General features: G+C 70.3%; 13 protein-coding genes. 5 read left to right on the plus strand and 8 right to left on the minus strand.

Going from position 1 to position 17,662, the window contains the following annotated elements:
• Positions 1–28: 28 nt before the first annotated feature.
• The 5 genes from ACQPYZ_RS19515 to ACQPYZ_RS19535 form a co-directional block, all read right to left on the minus strand.
• Positions 29–1,237: a polysaccharide lyase family 7 protein gene (locus tag ACQPYZ_RS19515; RefSeq protein WP_433157750.1), complete on the minus strand. Its 1,209-nt coding sequence runs from the start codon at positions 1,235–1,237 to the stop codon at positions 29–31.
• 139 nt (positions 1,238–1,376) lie between these two features.
• On the minus strand, positions 1,377–3,122 hold the full coding sequence (gene arc, locus ACQPYZ_RS19520) for a proteasome ATPase (RefSeq protein ID WP_433157753.1): 1,746 nt from the start codon (positions 3,120–3,122) through the stop codon (positions 1,377–1,379).
• An 87-nt stretch (positions 3,123–3,209) separates the two neighbouring features.
• A complete protein-coding gene (locus ACQPYZ_RS19525; RefSeq protein ID WP_433157756.1) occupies positions 3,210–4,220 on the minus strand; it encodes a tRNA (adenine-N1)-methyltransferase in 1,011 nt (336 codons plus the stop codon).
• Positions 4,221–4,274: 54 nt separating this feature from the next.
• Positions 4,275–5,429 carry a site-2 protease family protein gene (locus ACQPYZ_RS19530; RefSeq protein WP_433157759.1) on the minus strand — a complete coding sequence of 385 codons (1,155 nt, stop codon included), beginning with the start codon at positions 5,427–5,429 and terminating at the stop codon, positions 4,275–4,277.
• An 81-nt stretch (positions 5,430–5,510) separates the two neighbouring features.
• Positions 5,511–6,371, minus strand: a complete 861-nt coding sequence (locus ACQPYZ_RS19535) for an intradiol ring-cleavage dioxygenase (protein WP_433157761.1) — start codon at positions 6,369–6,371, stop codon at positions 5,511–5,513.
• A 125-nt stretch (positions 6,372–6,496) separates the two neighbouring features.
• On the opposite strand from ACQPYZ_RS19535, the gene ACQPYZ_RS19540 reads away from it, so the two are divergent.
• The 5 genes from ACQPYZ_RS19540 (at position 6,497) to glpK (ACQPYZ_RS19560) (ending at position 13,606) form a co-directional block, all read left to right on the plus strand.
• Positions 6,497–7,384 carry a RecB family exonuclease gene (locus ACQPYZ_RS19540; RefSeq protein ID WP_433157763.1) on the plus strand — a complete coding sequence of 296 codons (888 nt, stop codon included), beginning with the start codon at positions 6,497–6,499 and terminating at the stop codon, positions 7,382–7,384.
• A 632-nt stretch (positions 7,385–8,016) separates the two neighbouring features.
• A complete protein-coding gene (locus tag ACQPYZ_RS19545; protein ID WP_433157765.1) occupies positions 8,017–8,760 on the plus strand; it encodes an ABC transporter ATP-binding protein in 744 nt (247 codons plus the stop codon).
• Entirely contained in the window at positions 8,760–11,261 is a 2,502-nt protein-coding gene (locus ACQPYZ_RS19550) for an ABC transporter permease (RefSeq protein ID WP_433157768.1), read from the plus strand. The genes ACQPYZ_RS19545 and ACQPYZ_RS19550 overlap by 1 nt, the downstream gene beginning before the upstream one ends.
• A gap of 53 nt (positions 11,262–11,314) precedes the next feature.
• Entirely contained in the window at positions 11,315–12,073 is a 759-nt protein-coding gene (locus ACQPYZ_RS19555) for an IclR family transcriptional regulator (protein ID WP_433157770.1), read from the plus strand.
• An 18-nt stretch (positions 12,074–12,091) separates the two neighbouring features.
• The gene (gene glpK, locus ACQPYZ_RS19560) at positions 12,092–13,606 is read left to right on the plus strand and encodes a glycerol kinase GlpK (RefSeq protein WP_433157771.1); all 1,515 of its coding nucleotides are present in this window, start codon (positions 12,092–12,094) and stop codon (positions 13,604–13,606) included.
• A gap of 1 nt (position 13,607) precedes the next feature.
• On the opposite strand, the gene ACQPYZ_RS19565 is transcribed toward glpK (ACQPYZ_RS19560), so the two are convergent.
• From ACQPYZ_RS19565 to glpK (ACQPYZ_RS19575), 3 genes are all read right to left on the minus strand, one after another.
• A complete protein-coding gene (locus tag ACQPYZ_RS19565) occupies positions 13,608–14,297 on the minus strand; it encodes a hypothetical protein (RefSeq protein WP_433157772.1) in 690 nt (229 codons plus the stop codon).
• A gap of 62 nt (positions 14,298–14,359) precedes the next feature.
• Positions 14,360–16,072, minus strand: coding sequence for a glycerol-3-phosphate dehydrogenase/oxidase (locus ACQPYZ_RS19570; RefSeq protein ID WP_433157775.1), 1,713 nt, complete (start codon positions 16,070–16,072; stop codon positions 14,360–14,362).
• A gap of 47 nt (positions 16,073–16,119) precedes the next feature.
• A complete protein-coding gene (gene glpK, locus ACQPYZ_RS19575; protein ID WP_433157778.1) occupies positions 16,120–17,637 on the minus strand; it encodes a glycerol kinase GlpK in 1,518 nt (505 codons plus the stop codon).
• Positions 17,638–17,662: the final 25 nt, after the last annotated feature.

Genomic DNA, 17,662 nt, shown 5'->3' on the forward strand with positions numbered 1-17,662 from the left:
CAGGGGAATCCCCGGACGGCCCCTTCCTTCAGCGGTGCTCGACCTTCAGGCCGGAGATGTGCACCTCGCCGTAGTTGGACGCACTGCACGGCGACGACTTCTCGCAGTTCGCCTGGGTGTAGGCACCGGCCTTGAAGTAGGCCCCCGACAGCGACTTCTTCAGCGTCGTCTGGAGTACGCCGTTGTAGTACGCCTTCACCTGGCCGCCGGACACGACGAACTTGGCCTCGAACGGCGTACCGAGCACGTAGTCGCTGGTCACGAGCTTGTAGTGCGGGTCGTCGCCGTTGGTGACGTAGAGCTTCGTGCCCTCCAGCCGGAACACCGTGACGTCGTCGTCCCCGCCGTGGATCTGCGCGCCGACCACATGCGGCTTCCCGGCCGGCAGCTTCACGAACGCCTCCTTGACGGTCAGCGTGTGCGTGCCGGACGTCGAGGACCAGGCCGCGTTCTTCGTCCCGTTGTCGGTCATCTCCCGCAGCTCGGCCCGCGGGTAGCTCGACCCGCTCGTAGTCACCCCGTTCACCGGCGCCCTGAACTGCACGGCGTTCCCGGTGACCTTGAAGTACGGGTCCTTGCTGTACGTCGCCAGCGCGGGCTGCTTGATCTCCGTCGGCTTCTCGTCCGAGCCGATCGGCAGCGTGACCTTCCAGTTCCTCAGGTCCAGCACCTCGGCCGGTACGTCGCCACCCGGCGGGGTCGTCGGTGGCGTTGTGGGACCACCACCCGGGCCCCAGACCTGCACCTCGGTCAGGCTGTTCCAGGCCCCGGGCTCGTCGTCGTCCACGAGCGTGTGCCCGTGGCCGACGTACCGGAGCTTGGAGGTGGTCACGTCGGTGATGTCGAACGTCTGCAAGCCGGTAGTGGTGCCGCTGCTCTCGCCGTCGTACACGGTCTTCCAGCCGCTGCCGCTCGGCACCTGGAGCTCGAACTGGTTCCGGCGCTCGTCACCGTGGTAGACGGCGAGCTTGATCGCCGAGACGGTCGCGGCCTTGCCGAGGTCGAGCTCCAGCCAGGCGCCGTCGCCCTTCCCGGACCAGCGCGTCTCCAGGTCGTCGTCCACCACGTTGCCGGGCAGGTTGTCGTCGCTCGTGCTCGCCCGGACCGCGCCGGCCGCGGGGGTGAGCTCCGCACTCGCCGCGGTCGTGCTCGGCAGCGTGCCGGCCCAGATCGTTCCACCCACCAGCGCGGCCGCCAGCAGGCCGGCCGTCGCGAGCGTCATTCCGGCTCTCTTCATCGCCAACTCCTCCACAGGGACAAGGTCGAGCCTCATCCTGGTGGCGGGAACCGGCCCGGCCGGGCCGGTTGCACGTTCCTGCCACCCACGCGCGACCGCCCCCGGACGCGAGGTCCGGGGGCGGTCGGCGTACGACGGGTTACAGGTACTGACCGGTGTTGGTCGCGGTGTCGATGGAGCGGCCGGGCTCGGTGCCCTGCTTGCCGGAGATGAGCGTCCGGATGTAGACGATCCGCTCGCCCTTCTTGCCGGAGATCCGGGCCCAGTCGTCCGGGTTGGTGGTGTTCGGGAGGTCCTCGTTCTCCTTGAACTCGTCCACGCAGGCCTGCAGCAGGTGCTGCACCCGCAGGCCCTTCTGGTTCTCGTCCAGGAAGGCCTTGATGGCCATCTTCTTGGCCCGGTCGACGATGTTCTGGATCATCGCGCCCGAGTTGAAGTCCTTGAAGTACAGGACCTCCTTGTCGCCGTTGGCGTAGGTGACCTCGAGGAACCGGTTCTCGTCGGCCTCGGTGTACATCCGCTCGACGGTGCGCTGGATCATCCCGTTCACGCACTCGCCGCGGTCGCCGCCGAACTCGTTCAGGTCGTCGGCGTGCAGCGGCAGGCTGGTGGTCAAGTACTTCGAGAAGATGTCCCGGGCCGCCTCGGCGTCCGGGCGCTCGATCTTGATCTTCACGTCCAGCCGGCCGGGCCGCAGGATGGCCGGGTCGATCATGTCCTCACGGTTCGAGGCGCCGATGACCAGGACGTTCTCCAGGCCCTCGACCCCGTCGATCTCGCTCAGCAGCTGCGGGACGATGGTGTTCTCGACGTCGGAGGAGACGCCGGAGCCGCGGGTGCGGAACAGCGAGTCCATCTCGTCGAAGAACACGATCACCGGCATGCCTTCGGAGGCCTTCTCCCGGGCCCGCTGGAAGACCAGGCGGATGTGCCGCTCGGTCTCGCCGACGTACTTGTTCAGCAGCTCCGGGCCCTTGATGTTGAGGAAGAACGACTTCTGTCCCTCGACCCCGGTCCGCTCGGCCACCTTCTTGGCCAGCGAGTTCGCCACCGCCTTCGCGATCAGCGTCTTGCCGCAGCCGGGCGGACCGTAGAGCAGCACGCCCTTCGGCGGCTTCAGCTCGTGCTCGAGGAACAGGTCCTTGTGCAGGTACGGCAGCTCGACCGCGTCCCGGATCTGCTCGATCTGGCCGGTCAGGCCACCGATCTGGGTGTAGTCGATGTCCGGGACCTCTTCGAGGATCAGCTCCTCGACCTCGGACTTCGGGATCTTCTCGTAGACGTACCCGGACCGGGCCTCCAGCAGCAGCGAGTCACCGGCCCGCAGCGGGATGTCGAGCAGCGGCGACGCCAGCCGCACCACCCGCTCCTCGTCCGCCTGGGCGATCACCAGCGCCCGCTCGCCGTCGGCCAGCAGCTCCTTCAGCATCACCACGTCGCCGACGACCTCGAAGTCGCAGGCCTCGACCACGTTGAGCGCTTCGTTCAGCATGAGTTCCTGGCCGAGCTTCAGCGCGTCCAGGTCGACCGACGGGCTCGCCGCGACCCGCAGCTTGCGGCCCCCGGTGAACACGTCCAGCGTGTCGTCGTCATTGCGTCCGAGGAAGGTGCCGAAACCGGACGGCGGCTGCGCCAGCCGGTCGACCTCCTCCTTCAGGGCGATGATCTTCTCTCGCGCCTCCCGCAGCGTCTCGGCCAGCCGCTCGTTCTGAGCGGTGACACTCGCCAGGGAGGCCTGGGTTTCGGACAGCCTGCTCTCGAGCGACCGGCTGTCCGCCGGGTGCTCCAGCAACCGACGCCGCAGCGCTGCGACCTCGGCTTCCAGGTAACGGACCTGGTTACGCAGCTCTGCCGCGGTAGGACTTTCGTCTCCAGCCACGATCATCACCTCACCATGTGGGGCTCGACCCTATGGACCTTACCCAGAAAACCTCACCGGGCAAGCTGAATCCCATCACGTGTCGGTTGCGGATCAATCCGTTGCTGTCGGCATGTCTCCGGATGTTTCGGCAGGTACTTCGGCGCGCCCTTCGGCACCACCCTCGGAACGACCCTCGGCACGTCCCTCGGCACGTCCCTCGGCACGTCGCGGTCCGGAGTAGTCGTCGCCGTACGCACCGGGCGCCGGACGGCGCTTCTTCCGCGGCGCCTGGACACCGTGCGCCATCCGCCGGGCGGTCACCAGGAACGCGGTGTGACCCTGCATCCGGTGGCCCGGCCGGACGGCCAGTCCCTCGACGTGCCAGTCGCGCACCAGCGACTCCCAGGCCCGCGGCTCGGTGAACTCGCCATGGGCCCTGAGCGTCTCCACGACCCGGCTCAGCTGGGTCGTGGTGGCGACGTACGCGCAGAACACCCCGCCGGGCGACAAGGCCTCCGCGACGGCGTCCACGCACTCCCAGGGTGCCAGCATGTCGAGGACGACGCGGTCCACGTCCCGCTCGTTCAGCTTCTCGACCAGGTCACCGACCTCGAGCCGCCAGGCCGGGTGCTCGCCGCCGAAGAACCCGGTCACGTTCTTCCGCGCGACCTCGGCGAAGTCCTCCCGGCGCTCGAACGAGACCACCTGCCCGTGGATCCCGACCGCGCGCAGCAGCGCCGTGGTCAGCGCGCCGGAGCCGGCGCCGGCCTCGACCACCTTCGCGCCCGGGAAGATGTCGGCCATGGTGACGATCTGTGCCGTGTCCTTCGGGTAGATCACGGCCGCGCCGCGCGGCATCGAGACCGAGTAGTCGGCCATCAGCGGCCGCAGCGCGAGGTACTCGACCCCGCCCTTGGACTTGATCACGACCGCGTCCGGGCCGTCGATCAGGTCGTCGTGCGCGATCCCGCCCTTGGTGGTGTGGAAGATCTTCCCGCGCTCCAGGAACACCGAGTGCCGGCGGCCCTTGGAGTCCTGCAGGGTGATCCACTCCCCCGCCTGCAACGGGCCGTGGTGGACCCCGGAGTACGCCTGGTCGGGAAAGTCACGCAAGTCAGCCATAAGGCGCTCACCTTAACTTTCCGTCAGCTGCCCGGGGCAACCCAGGTGGATCGCTCAACGGCCGCGGAAGGCGCGCTCGATGTCAGCGGTCGCGAGGACGCCGTAGACCGAGCCGCCGGCGTCGAGCACCAGGTACTCCGAGGCGGGGTGCTCGCGGAGCGTCTTCAGGATCTCCTCGCCGGTGTCGTTCACGCCGATGATGTGGCCCGCGCCGATCCGGGTCGCGACCTCGCTGACGTTGGTCCACGGGCGCTGGTTCTGCGCCACCGCGGCGACCGCGGACTCCGACACCAGCGCGTGCGGCCGGCCCTCGCCGTCGATCACCACGACCGCCCCGGCGTCGGCTTCGCCCGCCAGCCGGACGGCCTCCGAGATCGGCGTACCGGAGTGGACGGCGATCGCGCGCCGGGCCAGCGTACGGACCTGCAGGGCGGGCAGCTTGCGCTTCAGCCGCGCCTGCATGAGGGACGCGGTCGACCCCATCCAGAGGAAGAACCCGACCGCGAGCGCGATCACGAAGTCGATCAGTGTCGGCTGCCTGCCCCAGATCTCCTCGAGCAGGAGCGGCGCGGCCAGCACCGTGATCGCGAGCAGCCGGCCGGCCCAGGCGGCCACGATGGTGCCAGTGTGCATGTTGCCGGTGGCCTTCCAGACCGCCGCGCGCAGCACCCAGCCGCCGTCCAGCGGGAGACCGGGCAGCAGGTTGGTCACGCCGACGATGAGGTTGGCGACCCCGAGCTCCCAGAGGGCGACGTACGCGACCCCTTCGTCGAATGCGCGCGAGCCCAGGTACGCCGCGCCGCCGATCACCAGGGACGCGATCGGGCCGACCACCGAGACGGCGAATTCCTCGAGTGGTGACTTCCGCTCGCCCTCGATGTGTGTGCCGGCCGCGAAGAAGCCGAGGTTGATCTCGGACACCCCGATGCCGAACCGCATCGCCATCAGGGCATGCGCGAGCTCGTGCACCAGGATCGACAGCGTGAACGCGACCACGAACGCGAACGCGGCCAGGTAGCGCCAGCTGCCCAGGTCGGGGAACTGCTGCCCGATGATCGCGGCGAACCCGATCGCCAGCAGCATCGCGACCGGCAGCCAGGTGAAGCGCATCGTGAGCCGGATCCCGCGGACACGGCCGAGGACCCAGGTACCGGGCGGCGGTGGGCCGGCCGGCTGGGCGGGGCTCTGGGGTTCTCGCGGTTCTGGCATCGACCCAACGCTACTTGCCCGGCGGTAACTCCGTGCTACCTACCCGGCATCCGCAGGCCAACGGCCCGCCAACCTCGTCCGTCACACCCCGACGTTCAGCTTCGCGACGTACCCGCTGCCGACGTCGCCGGTGACGGTGGCGAGCTGGTGTACGCCGTCGTCCTCGCCGAACACGTTGTCGTCCTCGAGCGACGTCCGCTGCATGTTGTCCGCGCTGCCGTCGTACCCGTCGGTGGCGTACACGCTGTCGCAGACGGCCTTCGGGAACGCGAGCTGCGAGGTCGCGCTGATCTTGCCGGCCGCGGTCGCCTCGGACAGGCTCGCGTACACCTCGAAGTGGATGTGCGGCCAGCGGCCCATGTACGCCGCCGGGAAGATCGAGGTGAAGGTGACCTTGCCGTTCGCGTCCGCGGCCTGGACGCCGCGCAGGTAGTTCTCCTCGGTGGCACCGTCGGAGTAGAGCGAGTACCGGCCCTGCGCGTCGCAGTGCCACAGGTAGACGGCCGCGCCGGCCAGTGGGGTGTCCTTCGCGGCGTCCAGGACGGTGAGCTCGACGGTCAGCGGTACGCCGGTTGCGACGCCGGACGCGGAGCCGAAGGACCGGGTGATGTCCTTGCGGACGATGCCGGACTCGGTCAGCACGTTCGGGCCGTTGGAGCCGTCGCCGGGGTACGGGCCGGCGGTCTCGTCGGGGATCTCGTCGACGTCGGTGCTGGTCGTCGTTCTGGCCGAGGGGGTGGTGGACGTGGTGGACGGGCTCGGTGTGGTCTGGCCGGTGGTCGCTGTGTCGGTCGCCTGTCCCGGCTCGTCGGCCGAGCAGCCGGTGACCGCGACGAGGCCGGCGCCGGCGAACAGGCCGAGGAAGCGGCGGCGGTGGAGGGTCCGCAGGTCGTGGTCCAGGCCCAGGTCGTGTTCCGGGGGTGGTTTCGGTGGTGGCGTCATGGGACCAGCGTGGCAAGCCGGGCCGATGGTCTGCCGAAAGCCGGCTGGGAGTTTGCTGGGAGGTTTTCCACAGGCCCGGGGTGTGGGCACGCGAAGTGTCGGTCGTCTCGCCTAGGGTTCATGGCATGAGCGTCGCAGTGCAGGCCGATCCGCATGTGCATCCGCGTGGGGCGTTGTCGCCGTCCCGGGCCGCGGATTTCATGAGCTGCCCGCTCAAGTACCGGTTCCGCGTGATCGACCGGTTGCCGGAGAAGCCGTCGGCGGCGGCCGTGCGCGGCACCGTGGTCCACGCCGTGCTGGAGCGGTTGTTCGACCTGCCGCGCGGTCAGCGGACCCTGGAGCACGCGGCCGAGATGCTCGAGCCGCAGTGGCAGCAGGTGCTGGCCGCCGAGCCCGAGGTCGCGCAACTGTTCGCCGAGGACGCTAGCGGTGAGGAGCTGGCGAGCTGGCTGGCCGAGGCCCACCAGCTGCTCGGCAAGTACTTCACGCTGGAGGACCCGAACGCGCTGGAGCCCGCCGAGCGGGAGCTGTACGTCGAGACCGAGCTCGACTCGGGCCTCGTCCTGCGCGGGTACGTCGACCGCCTCGACGTCGCGCCGACCGGCGAGATCCGCGTGGTCGACTACAAGACCGGTCGCTCGCCGTCGGAGTTCTTCGAGGCGAAGGCGTTGTTCCAGATGAAGTTCTACGCGCTGGTGCTCTGGCGGCTGCGCGGCGTCGTACCGGCGATGCTGCAGCTGGTGTACCTGGGCAACGGCGAGATCGTCCGGTACGTTCCGGACGAGGCCGATCTGCGCGCTTGTGAACGCAAGGTCTCGGCGCTGTGGACGGCGATCACCCGCGCCCTCGAGTCCGGCGACTGGCGCCCGAGCCCGGGCCCCCTGTGCGAGTGGTGCGACCACAAACCCCTCTGCCCCGCCTGGGGCGGCACACCCCCACCCCTCCCCACCCGCTCGGTCGAGGAAGTCGCCGCCGAGTCCGCCGGCGTAGACCTCGTAAGCGTCGACGGCTGAGGTAGAAGCAGCCCACGCGTGCTGCGCGGCCGCTCCTGCGTCGCGTCCGCTCCGCGCGCTCCCTCCCACCCACGGGCTACCGCCGATGCAGCTTCTTCCCGGCTGCCGCCGGGATGCGGGCTTAGCGCCCGAGCTCGTCCGTGGACGGACCGCCCGTCCCACGAATACCTCGCGTACTGCACGCTTGCCACGGTCTCGTGTTGGTAGCCGCCGTCAGGTGTGCCGACTGCGTGCGACCACGGCGACCAGCCGCCTCGGGCGGTTGTCGCCCTCCCCCGCGGTAGTCCAGGACTTTGCGCCAGCGATTTCACCGAGGCGCGGTCGTGCTGTACGGCAGACGGTCCGCCGACGAGACCGGGCGATCAGCCCGCATCCCGGCGACAGCCGGGTAGCAAGATGCATCGGCGGTAGCCCGGGGTGGGAGGGAGCGCGCGGAGCGGACGCGACGCAGGAGCGGCCGCGAAGCACGCGGGGGGTTCCCCGGACAGCACGCGAGGGCTTGAACAGGTTGTCGGGGGCTGGCACCTGTTATTTCCTGTGCACGGTCTCCGTGGGGTGGGTGAGGGCCCGGTTCGTGGGTTGGGGCCTGGGGGGTGGGCGGGGAGGAACCGGGGGTGGATAGCGTTCGTCGCATGAGCGTGGTGGTTCGGGCGGTGGGGTTGTGGAAGCGGTACGGCGGCGGGTCGACGCGGGTGGATGCGCTGGCCGGGGTGAGTGCCGAGTTCGGGCAAGGGCGGTTCACCGCGATCATGGGGCCGTCGGGCTCGGGGAAGTCGACGCTGCTGCATTGTCTGGCCGGGCTGGACGCGCCGTCCGAGGGGCAGGTGTACTTCGGCGACCTCGACATCACGCGGTTGCCGGAGAAGCAGTTGACGCACCTGCGCCGGGATCGGATCGGGTTCGTGTTCCAGGCGTTCAACCTGGTCCCGACCCTGACCGCGCTCGAGAACATTACGCTCCCCCTCGACCTCGCCGGCCGCAAACCCGACCAGGACTGGCTCGACACCGTCATCGAGACCATCGGCCTGAAGGACCGCCTCGGCCACAAGCCCTCCGAGCTCTCCGGTGGGCAGCAGCAGCGGGTCGCGTGTGCTCGCGCGCTCGCGTCCCGGCCGGATGTGGTGTTCGCGGACGAGCCGACCGGCAACCTGGACTCGCGCTCGTCGGCCGACGTACTCGCCTTCCTGCACCGGTCCGTCCGTGATTTCGGGCAGACCGTGGTCATGGTCACCCACGATCCGACGGCCGCAGCGTACGCTGACCGCGTCCTGTTCCTCGCCGACGGTGAGCTGCGGTCGGAGTTGCTCGATCCGACGGCGGAGTCCGTGCTCGACACCATGAAGCAGCTCGACGCGACCGCGCCCGCGGCCGGCTGATGTTCAGGCTGGGTCTCCGGTCGGTCCTGGCGCACCGGCTGCGGTTCGTGCTCTGCACGGTCGCGGTGCTGCTCGGGATCGCCTTCGTCGGCGGCGCGATGGTCTTCACCGACACGCTGTCGGCCGCGCTGAAGAAGAACTTCTCGGGCGGTACGGCGGACCTCACGGTCACCCCGGTCGACCCGGTCGGCGCCGACACGGGCCGGCCGGCGACGCTGACGTCCGACACGGTCGAGCGCGTCGCCGCCGTCCCCGGGGTGGCCGCCGCCAACCCGGAGTTGCTGGTCCGCGACGTCCAGGTCCTCGCCGCCGACGGGAAACCGGCCGAGACGTACGGCCTGCCGACGTACGGCGGCGCGTGGCCCCGGGACGCGCGGACCGCACCCTTCCGGCTGCTCGACGGGCGGCCGCCGTGGGGTGGGGCGCAGCTGGCCCTCGACCAGGCGACCGCGTCCCGCGAGGGGTACGTCGTCGGCGACCAGGTCCGCGTGGTCACCGCGACGCAGGCCGTCACCGCCGAGCTGACCGCGATCACCAGCCCACCGCTGTCCGGTCCGGCCGCGGGCTCGGGCCTGGTCACCTTCGACCCGGCCACCGCACAACTGCTTCTCCTCGGCGAGCCCGGCTGGACGTCGATCGGCGTCGCCCTGACCGCCGGATCGGATCCCGGGACCGTCCGCCAGGCGATCGCCACCGCGATCGGCGACGGGGTCGACGTACGGACGGCCGAGCAGGTGAAGTCCGACGGCGAGAACGCGCTCGACGATGCGTTCGCCGGCTACAGCACGGTCCTGGTGCTGTTCGCCGGGCTCGCGCTGTTCGTCGGCGCGTTCCTGATCGTCAACACGTTCGCGATGCTGGTCGCGCAGCGGTCCCGCGAGCTGGCCATGCTTCGCGCGATCGGCGCCTCCCGCGGACAGGTCACCGCCTCCGTCCTCGCCGAGGCCCTGCTGATCGGCGCGATCGGCTCGACGCTCGGTCTGCTGCTCGGCATCGGGGTCGCCGCCGGCATCCGGTTCCTCTACCGCTGGCTCGACCTGTCGATCCCCGACGCGGCGCTGCAGGTCCGCCCGGCCACGGTCGTCGCCTGCTATCTCATCGGCATCGGCGTCACGGTCGCGGCGGCGTACCCGGCGGCCCGGCGCGCCGGCAAGCTCCCGCCGATGGCCGCGCTGCGCGACGACGTGGCGCTGCCCGAACGATCCCTGCTCGTCCGCCTGCTCATCGGCGGTTTCATGCTGCTGATGGCGGTCGTGCTGTACCTGATCGGCCTGCAGGCCCAGGGCCTGCCGGGCGCGCTTCTGCTCGCGTTCGCGGCCGCGATCACGCTGCTCGGCATCGTGATGACCAGTCCGCTGATCAGCCGGTACGCCGTTCGCGCGCTGCTGTGGCCGTTCGGCCGCAAGGCGCCGGTCACCCTCGGCCGGCGCAACGCCGAGCGCAACCCGCGCCGTACGTCGGCCACCGCGTCGGCGCTGATGATCTCGGTCGCCCTGATCAGCGGCCTGCTGGTGATCGCCGCCTCCGCCAAGGCCTCGATCGAGCGGAACATCACCGACGCGATCGGTACGTCGGAGCTCGTCATCAGCTCCGAGGATCCGGCCACGTTCAGCCCCGCGATCGCCGACCGGGTCGCAAAGGTCGCCGGCGTCGAATCGGTCCACCGCGTCCGCCAGCAGCAAGGCAAGGTCGGTGACACCACGGTCCAGATCAGCGGCGTCAGCGACGGCACCCTCGACGGCCCGATCACCACGAAGCTCGAGTCCGGTTCCCTCGACGGACTCCGTCAAGGACAGGCGGTCCTCCCCCGCACCCTGGCCAAGACGCTCGACCTGACGACCGGCGAGACGTTCGAACTGACCACGACCACCGGCAAGCACCAACTCACCGTGGCCGGCATCCTCGCCCCGAACCGCCAGCTCAACGCGATCGTCCTCGCGTTGCCGACGTACGACGCGCTCGGCGGCGCCCCCACCGACGCGGTCCTGTACGTCGACGGAGCGGCCCCGGCCGAGGCGATCCTCGCGGAGCTGAAGGACTACCCGACGATCCAGGTCCGCGACCAGCAGGCGTACGTCGCGACCGCGCGCGGACCGGTGAACGTGGCGCTCGGCGTGATCGGGATGCTGCTCGCGCTGGCGATCCTGATCGCCATCCTCGGCATCGTCAACACGCTCGCGCTCGGGGTGGTCGAGCGGACCCGCGAGATCGGGCTGCTGCGGGCGATCGGGATGGACCGGCCGCAGCTGAGCCGGATGCTGCAGGTCGAGTCGATCGCGATCTCGCTGCTCGGCGCGCTGCTCGGGCTGACAATCGGTGTCGTGTTCGCGGCGTCGGTGCAACGTGTCATGGTCGGCAACGGACTGAGCGTGCTCGACGTACCGGTCCTGCAACTGCTCGTCGCCGTACTGCTCGCCGGAGTCGTAGGCGTCCTCGCGGCCGTCTGGCCGTCCCGCCGGGCCGCCCGCCTGGACGTACTGCGGGCGATCGCGACCGAGTAACGCCCGTGCGGCGAACTGAAGAAATGCGGACGAATCACCGATAGCCTGCGGGTGTGCCGGGCACTGTGCAGTCCATCGAGCGGGCTGCCGCTGTGCTGCGACTGCTCGCGGCCGCACCCGACGGGCTCGGGGTCGCCGACCTCGGCAACGCGCTCGGGCTGGCGAAGCCGACCGTGCACGGAATCCTGCGGACCCTGCACCAGGTCGGGTTCGTCGAGCAGGACCACAGCGGCGCGCACTACCACCTGAGCGACGCCTTCGGCCGGCTCGGAGACACCTACCTGGACCCGAACGAGCTCCGCAGCCGAGCGATCAACTGGGCCGACTCGCTCGCCTCCCGCAGCGGCGAGGTGGTCCGCGTCGGCCGCCTGGTCGAGGGCAAGCTCGTCGTCGTCCACCACGTCTTCCGCCCGGACGACAGCGACCAGGACCTCGACGTCGGTACGACGCTCCCGCCGCACGCCTGCGCCCTCGGCAAGGCCGTGCTGGCGTTCGACACCAGCGGCGCCGCCCGCGTGCCGAAGCTGGAGGCCTACACCACCCGGACGATCGTCGACCCGGCCCGACTGGCCGAGGAGCTCGCCGGGATCCGGGCCACCGGCTGGGCCGGTGAGCGCGAGGAGTACATCGTCGAGATGGCCAGCATCGCGGCGCCGATCCGGGGGCTCGGCGGGCTCGTGGTCGGCGCGGTCGGCACGACCGGCCGGATCGAGCGGATCTGCGACAGCCGGCTGCGGTATCGGCCGGACCTGGTCAGCATGGTCCGGGCGACCGCCGAGGCCATCGGGCGGGATCTGCGGGAGGACAACTGATGCTTCGGGGGTGGCGTCATGGCTGAGCAGTTCGTGGCGGCGGTGGACCAGGGGACCAACTCGTCGCGGTGCATCCTGTTCGACCGGCGCGGCCGGCTGGTGTCGGTCGCGCAGCGGGAGCACCGGCAGCTGTTCCCGCGGCCGGGCTGGGTGGAGCACGACGCGACCGAGATCTGGCGGAACGTGACCAGGGTCGTTCCGGCCGCGGTCCGGCAGATCGGCGCGGCACCGTCCCAGATCGTTGCCATCGGCATCGCGAACCAGCGGGAGACCAGCCTGCTCTGGGACCGCTGGACCGGACAGCCGATCGGCCACGCGGTGGTCTGGCAGGACACCCGGACCGACCGCCTGGTCACCGAGCTCGCCGGCGACGAGGGCCCGGACCGGTACGCGGACCTGTGCGGGCTGCCGCTGACGACGTACTTCAGCGCGCCGCGGATCCGGTGGATGCTCGACCACACTCCCGGGCTGCGGCAGCGGGCCGAGCGTGGCGAGGTGCTGTTCGGCACGATGGAGACCTGGCTGATCTGGAACTTCACCGGCGGCGTGAACGGCGGGCTGCACGTCACCGACGTGACGAACGCCAGCCGGACGATGCTGATGAACATCGAGACCCTGCAGTGGGACGAGACGCTGTTGCAAGCGTTCGACGTACCGCGGGCGATCCTGCCGGAGATCCGGCCGTCGTCGGGGGTGTTCGGCGTGGCCACCGACGTACTGCCGGGGGTCCGGATCGGGGCCGCACTCGGCGACCAGCAGGCCGCGCTGTTCGGGCAGACCTGTTTCAGTGCGGGTGAGGCGAAGTGCACGTACGGCACCGGGTCGTTCCTGCTGCTGCACACCGGGCAGGAGATCGTCCGGTCGAAGCACGGCATGCTGACGACCGTCGCCTACCAGATCGGGTCCGAGCCGGCGTCGTACGCGCTCGAGGGCTCGATGGCGGTCACCGGGTCGCTGGTGCAGTGGTTCCGCGACGGGCTCGGGCTGATCCACACCGCGGCCGAGATCGAGACACTCGCCCGGACTGTCGAGGACAACGGCGGGGCGTACATCGTGCCGGCGTTCTCCGGCCTGTTCGCGCCGCACTGGCGCAGCGAGGCGCGCGGCGTGATCGCCGGGCTGACCGGCTACATCACCAAGGGCCACCTGGCCAGGGCGGTGCTGGAGGCGACCGGGTTCCAGACGCTCGAGGTGGTCGACGCGATGAACGCCGACTCCGGGATCGAGCTGACCGCGCTGAAGGTCGACGGCGGGATGACGGCGAACAACCTGCTGATGCAGTTCCTCGCCGACCTGCTCGACGTCCGCGTGGTGCGTCCGATGGTCACCGAGACGGTCTCACTGGGCGCGGCGTACGCGGCCGGCCTGGCGGTCGGCTACTGGCCCGATCTGGAAGGCCTGCGCAGCAACTGGCACCGAGCCGGCCAGTGGGTCCCCCACCTGGACCCCGCCACCCGCGCCCGCGAGTACGAGAACTGGAAGTCCGCCGTCCAACGCACCTTCAACTGGATCCGCCCCGAGGACAGGCCGTAGGTCACATCGCGGCCGGCGCCGGACGCCAGCGTCCGCGGAGGAGTTGCACGCTGATGAAGATCGTCCACAGCCAGTAGAGCGCGTACGGGACCAGCCAGATCGACGTCGTCCAGAACGCCCGGCCGAGGACGAATCCGGCCGCCGCGACCAGCGCCACCCAGCCGAGCCAGGCCGGCAGCACGCGCGACGACAGGATGATCCAGCCCGCGGCGAGCAGGAAACTGGCCAGCGCGAGCCAGGCGCTCGCGAAGCCCAGGTTGCCGTCGTCGTACGCCAGCCGGGCCACCTGCGGATCCAGCCCCTCGTCGGCCCGGATCCCGGCCAGATCCCACCCCGGGCGCATCACCAGGACGACGAACACCAGCCCCGACCCGAGCGCCGCCGCCGACCGCCAGGCCGGCATTCCCTCGGCGGACCGGAGCACCGCCCAGAACCCGGCGAAGAACCACAGCAGCGCGAGTACGGCGACCAGCCCGAGGAACGAGCCGATCGGGTAGAGCGTGTCGTTCCGGGTCTCGAAGAAGCCCAGGATCTCCTCGCCGGACGCGTCGAACGCCGGCTCTCCGCCACCGATCTGCACCAGCGCCTGACTGACGGCCACCAGGACGAACCCGGTCACCCCGGCGACCCCCGTCGTGACGGACATCGTCCGCCACTGCCTGCTCGTTGCGTCCAGCCCCGTCCCCACCATCGGCCCTCCCCCGGCTCACTTCGAGTAAGCCACGGGAGGGCGGACCCGTCCAGGGCCGGGCCCTAGGCCGGGGAGACGATGTCGGGGGCTTCGAGGCGGACCTTGTCGGCGGACTCGTCGTCGGGCTGGTCCTGGGAGTCGCGTTCGGACTGGACCCGGCGGAGGTAGAACGACACCTCGCGCTCGATCGTCGCCTCGTCCCAGCCGAGGATCGGGGCCACCAGCCGGGCCGCCGCCTCGGCCGCGCCGGCGCCGCGGTCCCAGGCCTCGATGGAGATCCGGGTCCGCCGGGCCAGGATGTCGTCGAGGTGCCGGGCGCCCTCGGCCGAGGCGGCGTACACGATCTCGGCCTTCAGGTAGTCCTGCGTGCCGGGCAGCTGCTCGCCGAGCGACGGGTCCTTGGCGACCAGGTCGAGGACCTCGTCGATCAGGGCGCCGTACCGGTTGAGCAGGTGCTCGATCCGCGCGACGTGCAGCCCGGAGCGCTGGGCGATCAGGTGCCGCTGGTTCCACAGCGCGTGGTAGCCGTCGGCACCGACCAGCGGGATGTTCTTGGTGGTGCACTTCGGCACCCGCCCGTCGAGGGCGTTGGCGACCGCGTCGATGGCGTCCTTGGCCATCACCCGGTACGTCGTGTACTTGCCGCCGGCAACCACCACGAGACCGGGCGCGGCGTGTGCGACCACGTGCTCGCGGGACAGCTTCGACGTACTCTCCGACTCACCGGCGAGCAGCGGGCGGAGGCCGGCGTACACGCCCTCGACGTCCTCGCGGGTGAGCGGCGTGTTCAGGACGGCGTTCACGTGGTCGAGCAGGTACTCGATGTCCTTGCTGGTCGCGGCCGGGTGCGCCTTGTCGAGGTCCCAGTCGGTGTCCGTGGTGCCGATCAGCCAGTGCCGGCCCCACGGGATGACGAACAGCACGGACTTCTCGGTCCGCAGGATCATCCCGGTGCTGGACTGGATCCGGTCCTTCGGGACGACCAGGTGGATCCCCTTCGAGGCGCGGACGTGGTACTGACCGCGCTCGCCGACCATCGCCTGGGTGTCATCGGTCCAGACGCCGGTCGCGTTCACCACCTGCTTGGCCCGGACCTCGAACTCGCGCCCGCTCTCCAGGTCCTTGGCCTGCACCCCGGTCACCCGCTCGCCCTGCCGCAGGAAGCCGGTGACCTTGACCCGGTTCGCCACCAACGCGCCGTACGACGCCGCCGTCCGGGCCAGCTCCATCGTGTGCCGGGCGTCGTCGACCTGGGCGTCGTAGTACTGGATCGCGCCGACCAGGGCCGACTTCTTCAGGCTCGGCACCAGCCGCATCGCGCCGCGCCGGGTCAGGTGGCGGTGGATCGGGAGCCCGGCGCCGTGGCCCGAGCTGACCGCCATGCCGTCGTACATGGCGACGCCGGCGCCGGCGTAGAACCGCTCCCACCAGCGGTGCTGGAGCGGGTAGAGGAACGGCACCGGCTTCACCAGGTGCGGTGCCAGGCGTTGCAGGAGCAACCCGCGCTCCTGCAACGCCTCGTGCACCAGCCGGAAGTCCAGCATCTCCAGGTAGCGCAGTCCGCCGTGGACCAACTTGCTGGACCGGCTGGAGGTGCCGCTCGCGAAGTCGCGCGCCTCCAGCAGTCCGGTGGTCAGGCCCCGGGTCGCGGCGTCGAGGGCCGAGCCGGTGCCGACCACCCCGCCACCGATCACCAGGACGTCCAGTTCCCGGCCGTCGGCCATCGCGTCGATGGCCTCGGTCCTCGCTTGCGGTGACAGAGCCACTGCGCCCACTGTGCTGTTCCTTCCGGTTTGTTCCGCTTGCTCTTACTGCTGACTGCTCAGTCGACGTCGACCCAGTCGAGCGTCCGCTGGACGGCCTTCTGCCAGCCGGCGTACCCCTTGGCCCGGGCGTCGTCGTCCCACTGCGGCTCCCACCGCTTGTCCTCGTTCCAGTTCTGCACCAGTTCGTCCTTGGTCTTCCAGAAGCCGACGGCCAGGCCGGCCGCGTACGCCGCCCCGAGCGCGGTGGTCTCCGCGACGACCGGCTTGCTCACCGGTACCCCGAGGATGTCCGCCTGCATCTGCATGCACAGCTCGTTCGCGGTGACGCCGCCGTCCACCTTCAGCACGTCCAGCGTGACCCCGGAGTCCTTCTCCATCGCGTCCGCGACGTCCTTGCTCTGGTAGCAGATCGCTTCCAGTGTTGCTCGCGCCAGGTGAGCGTTGGTGTTGTACCGGGACAGCCCGACGATCGCGCCGCGGGCGTCCGAGCGCCAGTACGGCGCGAACAGGCCGGAGAACGCCGGGACGAAGTACACCCCGCCGTTGTCCTGGACCTGCCGGGCCAGCGTCTCGGTCTCGCTCGCACCGGAGATGATGCCGAGCTGGTCCCGCAGCCACTGGACCGCCGACCCGGTGACCGCGATCGAGCCCTCGAGCGCGTACACCGGCGCCTCGTCGCCGAACTTGTAGCACATCGTGCTGAGCAGGCCGGCCTTCGACCGGACCAGCTCGGTGCCGGTGTTCAGCAGCATGAAGTTACCGGTGCCGTAGGTGTTCTTGGCCTCGCCCGGGTTGAAGCAGACCTGGCCCACGGTGGCCGCCTGCTGGTCGCCCAGGTCGCCGGTCAGCGGAACCACACCGCCCACCGGTCCGTTCGCCAGCGTCTCGCCGTACTTGTTCGGGTCCGACGACGGCCGGATCTCCGGCAGCATCGACCGCGGGATGTTGAAGAACGAGATCAGCTCGTCGTCCCAGTCGAGCGTCTCCAGGTTCATCAGCATGGTCCGGCTGGCGTTCGTCACGTCGGTGATGTGCACCCCGCCGTCGGTCCCGCCGGTGAGGTTCCAGAGCAGCCAGGTGTCGGTGTTGCCGAACACGGCGTCACCGGCCTCGGCGGCCTCCCGGACCCCGTCGACGTTCTCCAGGATCCACTGCACCTTCCCGGCCGAGAAGTACGTCGCCGGCGGCAGGCCGGCCTTCTGCCGGATCACGTCGCCCTTGCCCTCGCGTTCGAGGGCGGACGCGATCCGGTCGGTCCGGGTGTCCTGCCAGACGATCGCGTTGTAGTACGGCCGCCCGGTCTTGCGGTTCCAGACCACCGCGGTCTCCCGCTGGTTGGTGATCCCGAGCGCGGCCAGGTCGCTGGCCTGCAACCCCTTCGCGTTCATCGCGGTCCGGATGACCGAGCTGGTCCGCTCCCAGATCTCCACCGGGTTGTGCTCCACCCAGCCGGCCTGGGGCAGGATCTGCTCGTGCTCCAGCTGGTGGATGCCCACCTCGTTGCCGGAGTGGTCGAAGATCATGAAGCGGGTGCTCGTGGTGCCCTGGTCGACGGCACCGACGAAGTCAGCCATGGAAGGTCCTCTCCTCACAGGAAGT

The organism is Kribbella sp. CA-247076 (assembly GCF_050942445.1).
Classification (GTDB): domain Bacteria; phylum Actinomycetota; class Actinomycetes; order Propionibacteriales; family Kribbellaceae; genus Kribbella.